This window comes from Streptomyces sp. NPDC050439 (assembly GCF_040655335.1).
Lineage (GTDB): Bacteria > Actinomycetota > Actinomycetes > Streptomycetales > Streptomycetaceae > Streptomyces.
This window is the reverse complement of sequence record NZ_JBFAJT010000012.1, coordinates 110691-125310: the sequence shown is the minus strand read 5'-3', so window position 1 is coordinate 125310 and position 14620 is coordinate 110691. Positions and strand designations below refer to the sequence as shown.

The window sequence follows — 14620 nt, the reverse complement described above, 5'->3', positions numbered from 1 at the left end:
GCGCGCCACAAGAGACGCCCGAAGGGCCGGGATACACCGCAACCTCCCTCCCCGCACCCGCACTTCCGCAGCCCCCGCTCCCACCGCCGCCCCCGCCCGTGGCGCCCGCGCCCGCCGGGCCCTCACCGCTCGGTGCCTTCTTCGGGCGGGCGTTCCGCGGGGACTGGGCCGGGGCCGCGCAAGCCGCGCTGTGGCCGGTCGGGCTCGTGCTGATCGCAGCTGCCGCGCTGGCCATTCCCTCCTACGGGCAGGGTGACGGCGACGTCGTCGTCGGGTTCGGCGACCGGCTCCGGATCGCCCTCGCGACGCTGCTCCAGGCCGTGGGCGGCGGCTTCGAGATCTCCGGGAGCGAGCGGCAGCAGTCGTCCCTCTTCGGCGGCGAGAGCTCCAGCGTCGACGTCGCCTTCGACGGCAGTGCCTCGCTGCACCTCATCCCGCTCACCGCCACCGCGCTGTGGATCGGGGCCCTCTTCATCGGCGTACGCCTGCTGCGTACCCGGGTCCTCCTGCGGGCCGGCGGCCTCGGCGGCGGCACGGCCGGGCTCGAAGCGGCCGTGCGCGTAAGCCTGTTGGTGACCGCGGGCACGCTGGCGCTGAGCCTCTTCGCGCAGCCCGAGATCGAGGGCGTCGAGCTCTCCTCGTCCCCGGTGCTCGCCGCCCTCGGCGCGCTCGTCCTCGCCCTGGCCGTCTCCTGCGGCGTGCTGCACCGCGACGACCTGACCCAGTGGCTCGCCCGACGGCCGGGCTGGCAGGCGGCGTTCCGCGCCACCGGCACCGCGCTGCGCGCGCTCGCGATCGTCCTCGTCGTCTGCTCGCTCGTCGCGTTCATCAGCCTCGCCCAGATCGACGACCTCGAAGGTCTCGCCGACCTCGACGAGGCCGACGTGTCACCCCTGCTCATCGCCCTGCTCCTGCTGCCGAACCTCGGTGTCGCCGCCCTCGGCCTCGGCTGGGGAGCGCCGCTCGGCGCTTCGGTCGAGGGGAGCAGTTCGGCGTACGGCGGCGGCCGCGAGAGCGAGACCTTCGGGCTCTCCGAGCTGGGGGACGTCACCAACGACTGGGCCGTCGTGGGGGCGCTGGCGCTCGGCCTCGTGTGCGCGCTGGTCCTCGGCCTGCTCGCCGCGCGCCGTTCCGCGCACCGGGGCGAGCAACTCCTCGCCGCCGGGATCTTCTTCGGGCTCTTCCTGCTCCTCGCCGGGGTCGGCGGGTTCAGCGTCGACGCGACCGGCAGCGCCTCGTCGGAGTTCGGCGGTGGCGGCGGCGGGAGCGGCTCGGGCAACGGCAGCTTCGAGACGGGCGTGAGCGTGCCGGACGCGCTGCTGTTCGGGCTGCTCTGGGTGTTCGGCGCCGCGCTCGTCGCGCCGTTCCTGCTGCAACTCGCGGGTCAGCGGCCGGGGGCCGGCGCGGTGCCGATGCCGTCGGTGCCGCCGATGCCGAGCGGCCCCGTGGGTGCTTCCGGCGCCCCCGACGCGTCCGGTTCCCTGGCCGACGCGCCCACCGAGGGCGCCATCGGCGCCGTGGGCCCGGTCACGCCGGACCCCGCGACACCGGGATTCACCCCCGCACCCCGGCCCGCGTACGACCCGGCCTACGCCCCCACGCCCTACGACCCCCACGCCTACCAACTGCACCAGCAGCCGCCCGCCCCGCCCGAGCCCCGCCGCACCGCCCTCTGGGTCGCCACGCTCACCGCTGCCTTCGTCATCGGCAGCGGCATCGCGGCCGGCGTCCTGCTCTGGCAGGACAACAACGACGGCTCCGCCGACAAGGCGGGAGGCCAGGACGACAAGCCCGCCGTCAGCCGCAGCCAGGACCCCACGCCGGCGCCCACGCCGTCCGCCCCGGACACCCCGACGGACGGCACGGAGGACCCGGAGGTGGAGCCGAGCGTGAGCCCGGACACCGTGGACGACGCCCCCGAAGCGCCCGCGGGCTTCGACCTGGTGTCCGACGTGAGCGGCTTCGAGTTCGCCGTGCCCGACGGCTGGTCCCGGCAGGGCGAGGAGCGCCCCGGCCAGGTCGTGTACGCCGGGTCGACCGGCCCGGAGCAGTACATCGTCGGCGTGGTCCCGAACGCCCCGTACACCTCGTACGAGAACTTCACGAACATCGAGAAGGACGCCAAGAAGGACCCGAAGAAGTCGGACTACCAGCGGCTGCGACTCGAACCGAACACCTTCCAGGGGCGCAGCGGCGCGATCTGGGAGTACACGTACACCGACCGGGCGGGCCGCGAGATCCATGCGCTGAACCAGAGTTACGTCGCGGACAACGGCACCGAGTACGCCATCCTGCTCTCCTGGCGCGCGGACTTCTGGCCCGCGGGCGAGGGCGAGAAGAACCACCGGATCGCCCTGGAGAACTGGCGGCTCAACGGCTGAGGTGCTCCGGCTCGTTGAGCTCCCGGCGGACCCCGCCGCCCGGAGGCCCCGGGCGGCGGGGTTCACGTACGCCCGCGCCGCCCTCGCCCTCGCCGGGGCCGAACTCGAACCAGATGGTGACGACGGCGTCGCGCGGGATCCACGCGCCGGGCGGGGGGTACTGCCGGACCACGTGATCGAGGACGACCAGGTGGAACTCGGGGCGGTCCGGCGCCGCGAGCTCCACGCCGTGCTTCGCGGCCGACTCGCGCGCGTCCACGGCCATCAGGCCGACCAGCCGTGGCACGAGCACGTCGTCCGGCTCGTCAGTCCTGGGCGTCTTCGGCACGGATGTCACCCCCCGGCGGTACCGGCAGGGTAGACCCGCTACAGCGTGAGCCGGAAGGTGTGCGCCTCCCGCTTCGACGGCGTCGTGAAGGTCTCGGCCAGCTCCATGCCGAGCCGCCGGGTGACGGCCACGGACCGTGCGTTGCGGACATCGACCATCGCCACCACGTCCCGTACGCCCGCCGCGCGCACCCGTTCCAGGGTGGCCTGCGCGGCGGCGCTCGCGTACCCCTTCCCCCAGGCGGCGCGGGTGAGCCGCCAGCCGATCTCGATCTCGCCCCTGGGCCCCCAGTCGTTGGGCCAGGGCTGCGCTCCGGTGAAGCCGATCGGCTCGCCGTCCGCGTCGAGCAACGTCCAGAGGCAGAAGCCGAGTTCGGCGTCGTGTCTGCGCTGCCGGGCGGTCAGTTCCTCGTACACGGAGAGCTCGGCCGACGTGCCGGTGCCGAAGAACTCCATGACCTCCGGGTCGTCGAAGAGCCGGTGCCAGACGAACGCGTCCTCGTGCGTCGGGACACGCAGTTGTACGGCGGGCAGGGTCTTGGTCGACGGCGTCTGCTTTGTCGCCTGCTTTGTCACGGGTGGCCCTTCGGCTGGCTGATCGGTACCGCTGCATAGACTGCCCATAACCCGTGCCCGTCGGCACACAGATTTCGAGCCTTGGGGAGAACCCGCCGTGACCGAGCCCCAGCCCCTCACCGAACACACCGCTGATGTGATCGTCGTCGGGGCCGGGCCAGCCGGTTCCACGACCGCCTATTACCTGGCGAAGGCCGGACTCGACGTACTGCTCCTGGAGAAGACCGCGTTCCCCAGGGAGAAGGTCTGCGGCGACGGTCTGACGCCGCGCGCCACCAAGCAGCTCGTCTCCATGGGGATCGACATCTCCGAGGAGGCCGGCTGGCTGCGGAACAAAGGCCTGCGCATCATCGGGGGCGGTGTTCGGCTCCAGCTCGATTGGCCGGAACTCGCCGCCTACCCCAACTACGGCCTGGTCCGTAAGCGCGACGACTTCGACGAGCAGCTCGCGAACCAGGCGCAGAAGGCGGGCGCCCGCCTCTACCAGCGCTGCAACGTCGGTGCCCCGATCGTCGACGACCGCACGGGCCGCATCACCGGCGTGCACGCCAAGATGGGCGAGGAGAAGACCCCGGTCACCTTCCACGCCCCCCTGGTGGTCGCCGCTGACGGCAACTCGACCCGGCTCTCGCTCGCGATGGGTCTGCACCGCCGCGACGACCGTCCGATGGGCGTCGCGGTGCGTACGTACTTCACCTCGCCCCGCCACGACGACGACTACCTGGAGTCCTGGCTGGAGCTGTGGGACCGGCGCGGCGCCGAGGACCGGCTCCTGCCCGGCTACGGCTGGGTCTTCGGCATGGGCGACGGCACGTCGAACGTCGGGCTCGGCATCCTCGATTCCTCCTCCGCCTACAAGGAGCTGGACTGGCGCGAGGTGTTGAAGGCCTGGTGCGCCTCGATGCCGGAGGAGTGGGGCTACACCCCGGACAACATGACCATGCCGATCCGCGGCGCCGCCCTGCCCATGGCCTTCAACCGCCAGCCGCACTACACCAAGGGCCTGCTCCTGGTGGGCGACGCGGGCGGCATGGTGAACCCCTTCAACGGCGAGGGCATCGCGTACGCCATGGAGTCCGGGCAGATCGCGGCGGACGTCATCGTCCAGGCGCACGCCCGCCAGACCCCCGCCCAGCGCGAACTGGCGCTCCAGCGCTACCCGAAGGTTCTGAAGGACACCTACGGCGGCTACTACACGCTGGGCCGCGCCTTCGTGAAGCTCATCGGCAACCCGAAGGTCATGAAGATCGCCACGCAGCGGGGTCTGACGCACCCGATGCTGATGCGGTTCACGCTGAAGATGCTGGCCAACCTCACCGACCCGACGGGCGGCGACGCGATGGACCGCATCATCAACGGCCTGAGCAAGGTGGCCCCGAAGGCGTGAGTGTCGGCGGGGGCGAGAGCGTCATGCAGGTGTGGGGCTCTGTCCGATTTGCCCTTGCCCCATGAGTGGTACGAGGCTGGTCGCATGATTTTCATCGCAGTCAAGTTCACCGTCCGCCCCGAGTACGCCGACAGCTGGCTGGAGCGGACCGCCGAGTTCACGCGGGCCACGCGCGCGGAGGAGGGCAACCTCTTCTACGACTGGTCCCGCAGCGTCGACGACCCCCACCAGTTCGTCCTCCTGGAGGGCTTCGCCTCCCAGGAGGCGGGCGCGGCGCACGTCGGCTCCGACCACTTCAAGTCCGCCATGGAGTCGATGTCCGAGTTGATCGCCTCGACCCCCGAGATCATCCACACCGAGATCCCGGGCAGCAGCTGGTCCGAGATGGGCGAGCTCTCGCCGAAGGGCTGATGCCTGTGCCAGGCCTCGTCTCGCCTCGCTGAGCGCACAGAAGGGCCGGGAACCCCGCTGGGGGTTCCCGGCCCTTCCGCGTTGCTGTGAGGGGCCCTCAGAGGACGCGCACGGCACCGTCGGCGGGGTAGCCCGACAGGTCCTGGATGACAACGCCCTTGCCGGGGTTGGCGGCGTCGAGGTACTGGCCGTTACCGATGTACACACCCACGTGGTACGCGGAGCCCGCGCCACCCCAGTAAAGGATGTCGCCCACCTGGACGTTGGAGAGCGAGACCGGCGTACCGGAGACCGACTGGTCCTGCGAGACGCGCGGAAGGTCCACGCCCGCCTGCTTGAACGCGGCCTGGACGAGGCTGGAGCAGTCCCACGCGTTGGGTCCGGAGGCACCCATGACGTACGCGTCGCCGAGCTGGGCCTTCAGGAAGCTGATGACCGTGCCGACGCTGCCGCTGGCGGGAGCGGGCGTGTCGGCGGTGGAGGCGCTGGAGCCGCCGGCGGCGCTGAGCGTCGTGCGCTCGGTGGAACGCGAGGCGCGCTCCTCCTCCGCCTTCTTCTTGGCGGCGGCCTCGGCCTTCGCCTTGGCCTCCGCCTTCTTCTCGGCGGCGGCCTGGTCTTCCTTGGCCTGCTTGGCGGCCTTCACGGCGGCCGCGTCCTGCTCGGCGCGGAGCTCGTAGCTGTCGGCGGTCTGCTGGGTGGCCTCAGCGGACTGCGCGATCTGCGTGGAGAGATCCGCGGTGAGCGTGGGCATTTCGATGGTCTCGGTCACCGGCTCGGCGGCGGTCGCCGTTCCGGCGGCGGCGGCCACTGCCAGGGTGCTGAGGACGCCACCGGCAACTCCGGCGCGCAGGGCCTGCTTCGTGGCGCTACGACGGGGCTTCCGGTGGCTGGGTATGTGAGCGGTGTGGGACATGAGAACAACCGCTATCAGGGAGTCAGGGTTCCCATCAAGAAACGTGGGCTGCGCCACAGTTGCTGTTCTCGGCCCCGAATCCCGGGCGTGTCACTTCTTATTGACGCCGTAACGGGCAATGCGGACAACGGCGATCACGCCTGTGATCATGGGTTTTCTGCGATACGCCCGAATTGCCCTCGGACTACCACCGGTTGAGCCGGTTGGCCAAGCCCGGTTTCTTTGCCGCCCATTGGCGTGTGGCGCAGGTCACAGGTGTTGCCCTAGGGGATCTCCCTGAGATCGCGCCGAGACCTTCCTGAGATCTCCCGAAGAATTCAGGGGTGTTGTCCGTATGGGGGATCGGTGACGGATCGACGAGGGATCGACGGTGGATCGACGACGGGCCCGTGTCGGCGAGGTGCCGAGCGGCTCTCGCGGGGGTGCTGTTCCGATCGTCATAAAGGTGTCGCTTGGTGCCGCTTCGATCGTCGTGAAGGTGCCGCTTCGGTGGCTCGTGAATCTGTGCACGCGTTCGTGGCTGTCCACCTTCATCCACAACCCTCCCGCCAAAGTGTGAATGAGCCGCCACTATCAAGCCAGCGCGTCCAGCGCCAATTTGCTTGCTTCGGCCATCGCTTGATAGGGCGACCCCCTCCCGACCAGCGGTAACTCGCCGAGATGTCACCACTGGTGATCACTCAGGCGCTTCGCGTATGAAGATCACCGCTCATCCGACTTCATGATCCTTCGTCAGGTGGTGGAGATCACAAAGCCGTTGTCGCACCCCGTGTCGCAGATCACAGACCGGCGGGCATAAGATGCACGGCAGTTGGGCTTGTGACCTGCTTCACATGTAAGCGATCTTCGTGGGTCGTGGTGGGCGGGTCGCGGTCCGATGCAACCGCCAACAGTCAGTGCCGACTGAGAGGAGCGAGGAGCGTGAACGCCTATGCGCCCATCCTCGTGCTGGGAGCCCTCGGGGCAGGCTTTGCGATCTTCTCCGTGGTCATGGCCACGCTTATCGGTCCAAAGCGGTACAACCGCGCCAAGCTCGAGGCGTATGAGTGCGGTATCGAGCCGACGCCGACTCCGGCCGGCGGCGGGCGATTTCCCATCAAGTACTACCTGACGGCGATGCTCTTCATCGTCTTCGACATCGAGATCGTCTTCCTTTACCCCTGGGCCGTCACCTTCGACGCGCTGGGGATTTTCGGGCTCGTGGAGATGCTGCTCTTCGTGCTCACCGTCTTCGTCGCGTACGCGTACGTATGGCGGCGTGGCGGCCTGGAATGGGACTAAAGGTCTGAGGGGCCAAAGAGCATGGGACTCGAAGAGAAACTGCCGAGCGGTTTTCTGCTGACCACCGTCGAACAAGCCGCGGGCTGGGTGCGCAAGTCATCCGTCTTCCCCGCGACCTTCGGCCTTGCCTGCTGCGCCATCGAGATGATGACGACGGGAGCCGGGCGTTATGACCTGGCTCGCTTCGGCATGGAGGTCTTCCGCGGTTCACCGCGGCAGGCCGATCTGATGATCGTGGCCGGGCGTGTGAGCCAGAAGATGGCGCCGGTCCTGCGGCAGGTCTATGACCAGATGCCGAACCCCAAGTGGGTCATCTCCATGGGGGTTTGCGCTTCGTCGGGCGGGATGTTCAACAATTACGCGATTGTGCAGGGTGTGGACCACATCGTCCCTGTTGACATCTATTTGCCCGGCTGTCCGCCGCGGCCCGAGATGCTGATGGACGCGATCCTCAAGCTCCACCAGAAGATCCAGGGCGGCAAGCTCGGGGTCAACGCCGAGGAAGCGGCCCGCGAGGCGGAGGAGGCGGCCCTCAAGGCCCTCCCCACCATCGAGATGAAGGGGCTGCTGCGGTGAGCGACGCGCACGACGAACACGACGAGCACCTGAACGGGAACGGCGTCCCCGCTCCCCGCGACGAGGCCGGCAAGGTCATCGGCGTCCGCAGGGGCATGTTCGGCGCCGACAACGGCGGCGACACGTCCGGTTACGGCGGCCTGGTGCGCACGGTCACCCTGCCCGGCGCCACCGCGCGCCCGTACGGCGGCTGGTTCGACGAAGTCGCGGACGAGCTGGAAGGAGCCCTGGAAGAGCAGGGGCTCCTCCCGGAGAACGCGATCGAGAAGACGGTCGTCGACCGCGACGAGCTCACCTTCCACATCGCGCGCGAGCACCTCGTCCGGGTCGCCCAGACCCTGCGCGACGACCCGGCCCTGCGCTTCGAGCTCTGCACGGGCGTCAGCGGCGTGCACTTCCTGGAGGACAAGGGCCGCGAGCTGCACGCCGTCTACCACCTGCGCTCGATCACCCACAACCGCCTGATCCGGCTCGAAGTCAGCGCCCCTGACGCCGATCCGCACGTCCCCTCGCTGGTCTCCGTCTATCCGACGAACGACTGGCACGAGCGCGAGGCGTACGACTTCTTCGGCCTGATCTTCGACGGTCACCCGGCGCTGACGCGGATCATGATGCCGGACGACTGGCAGGGCTTCCCGCAGCGCAAGGACTACCCCCTCGGCGGCATCCCCGTCGAGTACAAGGGCGCCCAGATCCCGGCTCCGGACCAGCGGAGGTCGTACAGCTGATGTCCACTTCACACGCCTCCGCCCGCGAAACGACCGAGGGGACCGTATATACGGTCACCGGCGGCGACTGGGACGAGGTCGTCCAGTCCGCCGCCCGGTCCGACGACGAGCGCATCATCGTCAACATGGGTCCGCAGCACCCCTCCACCCATGGTGTGCTCCGGCTCATCCTGGAGATCGAGGGCGAGACCGTCTCCGAGGCCCGTTGCGGCATCGGCTATCTGCACACGGGCATCGAGAAGAACCTCGAGTACCGCACGTGGACGCAGGGCACGACGTTCGTCACGCGCATGGACTATCTGACGCCGTTCTTCAACGAGACGGCGTACTGCCTCGGGGTCGAGAAGCTCCTCGGCATCGAGGACCAGATCCCGGACCGCGCCTCGGTCATCCGCGTGCTCCTGATGGAGCTCAACCGGCTCTCCTCGCACCTGGTGTGCATCGCCACCGGCGGCATGGAGCTGGGCGCGACGACCATCATGATCTACGGCTTCCGGGATCGTGAACTCGTTCTCGACATCTTCGAGCTGATCACCGGCCTGCGCATGAACCACGCGTACATCCGGCCCGGCGGACTCGCCCAGGACCTGCCGCCGGGCGCGGTGGACCAGATCCGCGAGTTCGTGAAGAAGATGCAGAAGAACCTCGGCGAGTACGACAAGCTCGCCACCGGGAACCCCATCTTCAAGGCCCGTATGCAGGACGTCGGCTATCTCGACCTCGCCGGCTGCATGGCACTCGGCGCCACGGGCCCGGTCCTGCGCTCGGCGGGCCTGCCGCACGACCTGCGCAAGTCGGATCCCTACTGCGGTTACGAGAACTACGAGTTCGACGTGCCGACCGCCGACACCTGTGACTCCTACGGACGCTTCCTGATCCGTCTGGAGGAGATGCGCCAGTCGCTGCGCATCGTCGAGCAGTGCCTGGACCGGCTCGCGCCGGGTCCGGTCATGGTCGGCGACAAGAAGATCGCCTGGCCCGCGCAACTGGCGCTCGGCCCGGACGGCCTCGGCAACTCGCTCGACCACATCAAGAAGATCATGGGCACCTCCATGGAGGCCCTGATCCACCACTTCAAGCTGGTGACCGAGGGCTTCCGGGTCCCGGCCGGGCAGGCGTACACCGCGGTCGAGTCGCCCAAGGGCGAGCTCGGCGTGCATGTCGTCTCCGACGGCGGCACCCGCCCCTACCGGGTCCACTTCCGCGACCCGTCCTTCACCAACCTGCAGGCCATGGCGGCGATGTGTGAGGGCGGCCAGGTCGCCGACGTCATCGTCGCCGTCGCGTCCATCGACCCCGTGATGGGAGGCGTCGACCGGTGACCACCACCCCTTCCCAGGGCGCGGGCGTCAGCCTGGGCATGCCCCAACTCCCCGCCCCCGACTTCCCGGCCGACGTACGGGCCAGGCTCGACGCGGACGCCAAGGAAGTCATCGCCCGCTACCCGGACTCGCGGTCCGCGCTGCTCCCGCTGCTGCACCTCGTGCAGTCGGAGGAGGGTCACGTCACGCGCACGGGCATGGCCTTCTGCGCGGAGGTCCTCGGCCTGACCACCGCCGAGGTCACCGCGGTCGCGACCTTCTACACGATGTACCGGCGCAAGCCCTCCGGTGACTACCAGGTCGGCGTCTGCACCAACACGTTGTGTGCCGTCATGGGCGGCGACGCGATCTTCGAGTCCCTCCAGGAGCACCTGGGCGTGGGCAACGAAGGGACCACGGAGGACGGCAAGGTCACGCTGGAGCACATCGAGTGCAACGCGGCCTGCGACTTCGCTCCCGTCGTGATGGTCAACTGGGAGTTCTTCGACAACCAGACTCCCGAGACCGCCAAGCGGCTCGTCGACGACCTGCGCGCGGGTGTGCAGGTCGAACCGACCCGCGGCGCCCCCCTGTGCACGTACAAGGAGACGGCCCGGATTCTGGCGGGCTTCCCCGACGAGCGTCCCGGCGCCGTCGAGGCGAGCGGCGGCGCGGGCCCGGCCTCGCTGATCGGACTGCGCCTGGCCAAGGGCGAGTTGCCGCAGCCGAGGGTGGTCCACCCGCGCGCGGGCGGCCCGCAGGACGAGGCGCCTGCCGAGCACCTCAGCTCGCATGACGCACCGCAGGAGACCTCGGCATCCGACCCGGCCCACCCGGCCGGACCGACCGCCGAGGAGGGGGAGTGATGACCTTGGCAGCCGAGATCGACAACGAGACGAGCCCCGAGAAGCTGCTCGCGCCGGTGCTCTCGGCGTTCTGGGACGACGAGAAGTCCTGGACGCTGGACACCTACCGACGGCACGAGGGGTACGAGGGCCTGCGCAAGGCCCTGGCCATGGCGCCGGACGACCTCATCGCGTACGTGAAGGACTCCGGTCTGCGCGGCCGTGGCGGCGCCGGATTCCCCACCGGAATGAAATGGCAGTTCATTCCGCAGGGCGACGGAAAGCCGCACTATCTAGTTGTCAACGCCGACGAATCGGAGCCGGGGACCTGTAAGGACATCCCGCTCCTCTTCGCGAACCCGCATAGCCTCATCGAGGGCATTGTGATCGCCTGTTACGCGATCCGTTCCTCGCATGCCTTCATCTACCTGCGCGGTGAAGTCGTCCCCGTGCTCAGGCGGTTGCACGAGGCCGTGCGTGAGGCGAAAGAGGCGGGATTCCTGGGCGAGAACATCCTGGGCAGCGGACTCGACCTCGAACTCACCGTGCACGCGGGTGCGGGCGCGTACATCTGTGGTGAGGAGACCGCGCTGCTCGACTCGCTCGAAGGCCGCCGTGGCCAGCCGCGACTGCGTCCCCCTTTCCCGGCCGTCGCGGGCCTCTACGCATGCCCCACTGTCGTAAATAACGTCGAGTCCATCGCGTCGGTTCCCGCGATCCTGAATCGCGGAAAAGACTGGTTCAAGTCGATGGGAAGCGAGAAGTCCCCCGGCTTCACGCTCTATTCGCTGAGCGGCCACGTCACGAGCCCCGGCCAGTACGAGGCCCCGCTCGGCATCACCCTGCGCCAGCTCCTCGAGATGAGCGGCGGGATCAGGGCGGGCCACCGGCTCAAGTTCTGGACGCCGGGCGGCTCCTCGACGCCGATGTTCACCGACGAGCACCTCGACGTCCCGCTGGACTATGAGGGCGTGGGCGCCGCCGGCTCGATGCTCGGCACGAAGGCGCTGCAGTGCTTCGACGAGACGACGTGCGTGGTGCGGGCGGTCACCCGCTGGACCGAGTTCTACGCCCACGAGTCCTGCGGCAAGTGCACGCCCTGCCGCGAAGGGACGTACTGGCTGGTCCAGTTGCTCCGTGACATCGAGGCCGGCAAGGGCGTCATGTCCGACCTGGACAAGCTGAACGACATCGCCGACAACATCAACGGCAAGTCGTTCTGCGCGCTGGGTGACGGCGCCGCATCGCCGATCTTCTCCTCGCTCAAGTACTTCCGCGAGGAGTACGAGCAGCACATCACCGGCAAGGGCTGCCCCTTCGACCCGGCGAAGTCGACTCTCTGGGCCGACCGGCCCTCCGCACATTCGGAGGTGAACGCATGACAGTGACCACTAATAGCGCTCCCTCCGGGGGCGGCGAGGCGGCGGTTCCGCCGGAAGACCTCGTGTCGCTGACGATCGACGGCGCCGAGATCAGCGTCCCGAAGGGGACGCTGGTGATCCGGGCCGCCGAGCTCCTCGGCATCGAGATCCCCCGCTTCTGCGACCACCCGCTGCTCGATCCGGCGGGCGCCTGCCGCCAGTGCATCGTCGAGGTGGAGGGCCAGCGCAAGCCGATGGCCTCCTGCACCATCACCTGCACCGACGGCATGGTCGTGAAGTCGCAGCTCTCCTCGCCGGTCGCCGAGAAGGCCCAGCGCGGCGTGATGGAGCTGCTCCTGATCAACCACCCGCTGGACTGCCCGGTCTGCGACAAGGGCGGCGAGTGCCCGCTGCAGAACCAGGCGATGCAGGTCGGCGACTCGGACACCCGCTTCGAGGGCAAGAAGCGGACGTACGAGAAGCCGGTGCCGATCTCCACGCAGGTGCTGCTCGACCGTGAGCGGTGCGTGCTGTGTGCCCGCTGTACGCGCTTCTCGAACCAGATCGCGGGCGACCCGATGATCGAGCTGATCGAGCGCGGTGCGCTCCAGCAGGTCGGCACGGGCGAGGGCGACCCCTTCGAGTCGTACTTCTCCGGGAACACCATCCAGATCTGTCCGGTCGGCGCGCTGACGTCGGCGGCGTACCGCTTCCGCTCGCGGCCCTTCGACCTGGTGTCGTCGCCCTCGGTCTGCGAGCACTGCGCGGGCGGCTGCGCGACGCGCACCGACCACCGGCGCGGCAAGGTCATGCGGCGCCTCGCGGCGGACGACCCCGAGGTCAACGAGGAGTGGATCTGCGACAAGGGGCGCTTCGGCTTCCGTTACGCGCAGAAGCCGGACCGGCTCACCACGCCGCTGGTGCGCAACGCGGAGACGGGTGAGCTGGAGGCCGCCAGTTGGCCCGAGGCCCTCGAAGCCGCGGCGAACGGACTCGCCGCCGCGCGCGGCCGGGCCGGTGTGCTGACCGGTGGGCGCCTCACCGTGGAGGACGCGTACGCGTACAGCAAGTACGCGCGCGTGGCGCTCGACACGAACGACATCGACTTCCGCGCGCGCGTGCACAGCAGCGAGGAAGCCGACTTCCTGGCCGCCCGCGTCGCGGGCCGTGGCCGGGACCTGGACGGCGCCGGCGTCACGTACGCGGAAGTGGAGAAGGCGCCCGCGGTCCTGCTCGTCGGCTTCGAGGCCGAGGAGGAGGCGCCCGGGGTCTTCCTGCGCCTTCGCAAGGCCTGGCGCAAGCACGGCCAGCGGACGTTCTCCCTCGCCACGCACCAGACCCGGGGTCTGGAGAAGGCGGGCGGCACGCTGTTGCCCGCCGCTCCCGGCACCGAGACGGAGTGGCTCGACGCTCTCTCCGGAGAGGCCGGACTTGAGGGCGACGGTGCCAGGGCGGCCGAGGCGCTGCGCGCTCCGGGTGCGGTGATCGTGGTCGGCGAGCGTCTCGCGGCCGTGCCGGGCGGGCTCACCGCCGCCGTACGGGCCGCTTCCGCGACCGGTGCGCGGCTGGTGTGGATTCCGCGCCGGGCGGGGGAACGCGGCGCCATCGAGGCCGGTGCGCTGCCCTCGCTGCTCCCCGGCGGGCGTCCGTCCACCGACCCGCGCGCGCGGGACGAGGTCGCGGCCGTATGGCGCGTGGCCGAACTCCCGCACCGCTACGGCCGCGACACCGGCCAGATCATCGAGGCGGCGGCGACCGGCGAACTGGGCGCGCTCCTGGTGTCGGGTGTGGAGGTCGCCGACCTTCCCGACCCGGCACGCGCGCGTGAAGCACTCTCCGAGGTCGGGTTCCTGGTCTCGCTCGAGCTGCGGCCCAGTGAGGTCACCGCGCACGCCGACGTCGTACTGCCCGTGGCCGCGGTCGCTGAGAAGCCCGGCACCTTCCTCAACTGGGAGGGCAGGGCGCGCATGTTCGAGGCCTCGCTCAAGCCCGACCAGATGACGCGCACGCTGGCCCCGACGGACGCGCGCGTGCTGCACATGCTGGCCGACGCCGGGGACGTACACCTGGGCCTTCCCGACCTGGCGTCCGCCCGTCGCGAGCTGGACCGGCTCGGCGGCTGGGACGGCACGCATGCCGCGGAGCCCCTGGAGACGGGTGCTCAGCCGCCGCGGCCCGCCTCCGGAGAGGCCGTTCTCGCGGGGCACCGGCTGCTGCTCGACCAGGGCCGCCTCCAGGAGGGCGACGAGGCGCTTGCCGGCACACGGCACGCGGCGGTCGCCCGGCTCTCCCCGGCCACTGCGGCCGAGGCGGGCGTCAAGGACGGCGACGTCCTGGCCGTCTCCGGACCGGCGGGGGCGACCGAACTGCCGCTCCTGGTGACCGAGATGCCCGACCGCGTGGTGTGGCTGCCGCTGAACTCGACCGGGGGAGGCGTCACTTCCGACACCGGTGCGCGCCCCGGCGACCTCGTCCGCATCGGCCCGGCGCTCCTGCCGGAGCCCTCTGAGGCCCCGGAGGTGACGTCGTGATG

The 14620-nt window shown here is 69.8% G+C and carries 13 protein-coding genes; 10 read left to right on the top strand and 3 right to left on the bottom strand.

Going from position 1 to position 14620, the window contains the following annotated elements; all coding sequences use genetic code 11:
- Positions 1-98 precede the first annotated feature (98 nt).
- The gene (locus AB0I66_RS38775; RefSeq protein WP_363212890.1) at positions 99-2381 is read left to right on the top strand and encodes a hypothetical protein; all 2283 of its coding nucleotides are present in this window, start codon (positions 99-101) and stop codon (positions 2379-2381) included.
- Here AB0I66_RS38775 and AB0I66_RS38770 read toward each other — a convergent pair.
- Both AB0I66_RS38770 and AB0I66_RS38765 read right to left on the bottom strand, forming a co-directional pair.
- The gene (locus AB0I66_RS38770; RefSeq protein ID WP_363212885.1) at positions 2371-2646 is read right to left on the bottom strand and encodes a serine/threonine kinase; all 276 of its coding nucleotides are present in this window, start codon (positions 2644-2646) and stop codon (positions 2371-2373) included. The two genes, AB0I66_RS38775 and AB0I66_RS38770, sit on opposite strands and share 11 nt — an antisense overlap.
- Before the next feature lie 101 nt (positions 2647-2747).
- Positions 2748-3284: a GNAT family N-acetyltransferase gene (locus tag AB0I66_RS38765; RefSeq protein ID WP_363212762.1), complete on the bottom strand. Its 537-nt coding sequence runs from the start codon at positions 3282-3284 to the stop codon at positions 2748-2750.
- Positions 3285-3381: 97 nt separating this feature from the next.
- Here AB0I66_RS38765 and AB0I66_RS38760 point away from each other — a divergent pair, with 97 nt between their 5' ends.
- Both AB0I66_RS38760 and AB0I66_RS38755 read left to right on the top strand, forming a co-directional pair.
- The gene (locus AB0I66_RS38760) at positions 3382-4671 is read left to right on the top strand and encodes a geranylgeranyl reductase family protein (RefSeq protein WP_363212761.1); all 1290 of its coding nucleotides are present in this window, start codon (positions 3382-3384) and stop codon (positions 4669-4671) included.
- 84 nt (positions 4672-4755) lie between these two features.
- Positions 4756-5082 (top strand): putative quinol monooxygenase, encoded by a 327-nt coding sequence (locus tag AB0I66_RS38755; protein WP_363212760.1) that lies wholly within the window; start codon positions 4756-4758, stop codon positions 5080-5082.
- A gap of 97 nt (positions 5083-5179) precedes the next feature.
- Here AB0I66_RS38755 and AB0I66_RS38750 read toward each other — a convergent pair whose 3' ends face one another.
- Positions 5180-5995, bottom strand: coding sequence for a C40 family peptidase (locus AB0I66_RS38750; RefSeq protein WP_363212759.1), 816 nt, complete (start codon positions 5993-5995; stop codon positions 5180-5182).
- A 921-nt stretch (positions 5996-6916) separates the two neighbouring features.
- On the opposite strand from AB0I66_RS38750, the gene AB0I66_RS38745 reads away from it, so the two are divergent.
- The 7 genes from AB0I66_RS38745 to AB0I66_RS38715 are packed head-to-tail and all read left to right on the top strand — an operon-like array spanning position 6917 to position 14618.
- On the top strand, positions 6917-7276 hold the full coding sequence (locus tag AB0I66_RS38745; RefSeq protein WP_003992243.1) for an NADH-quinone oxidoreductase subunit A: 360 nt from the start codon (positions 6917-6919) through the stop codon (positions 7274-7276).
- 21 nt (positions 7277-7297) lie between these two features.
- Positions 7298-7852, top strand: a complete 555-nt coding sequence (locus AB0I66_RS38740) for an NADH-quinone oxidoreductase subunit B (protein WP_160506582.1) — start codon at positions 7298-7300, stop codon at positions 7850-7852.
- Positions 7849-8580, top strand: a complete 732-nt coding sequence (locus AB0I66_RS38735) for an NADH-quinone oxidoreductase subunit C (RefSeq protein WP_363212758.1) — start codon at positions 7849-7851, stop codon at positions 8578-8580. The genes AB0I66_RS38740 and AB0I66_RS38735 overlap by 4 nt, the downstream gene beginning before the upstream one ends.
- Positions 8580-9902 carry an NADH-quinone oxidoreductase subunit D gene (locus AB0I66_RS38730; protein WP_363212757.1) on the top strand — a complete coding sequence of 441 codons (1323 nt, stop codon included), beginning with the start codon at positions 8580-8582 and terminating at the stop codon, positions 9900-9902. The genes AB0I66_RS38735 and AB0I66_RS38730 overlap by 1 nt, the downstream gene beginning before the upstream one ends.
- Positions 9903-9940: 38 nt before the next feature.
- Positions 9941-10747, top strand: a complete 807-nt coding sequence (gene nuoE / locus AB0I66_RS38725; RefSeq protein WP_363212884.1) for an NADH-quinone oxidoreductase subunit NuoE — start codon at positions 9941-9943, stop codon at positions 10745-10747.
- Complete coding sequence (gene nuoF, locus AB0I66_RS38720; protein ID WP_363212756.1) at positions 10747-12108, top strand: NADH-quinone oxidoreductase subunit NuoF; 1362 nt, start codon at positions 10747-10749, stop codon at positions 12106-12108. The genes nuoE and nuoF overlap by 1 nt, the downstream gene beginning before the upstream one ends.
- Complete coding sequence (locus AB0I66_RS38715; protein ID WP_363212755.1) at positions 12105-14618, top strand: NADH-quinone oxidoreductase subunit G; 2514 nt, start codon at positions 12105-12107, stop codon at positions 14616-14618. Before nuoF ends, AB0I66_RS38715 begins: the two co-directional genes overlap by 4 nt.
- The last annotated feature ends 2 nt before the right edge of the window (positions 14619-14620 follow it).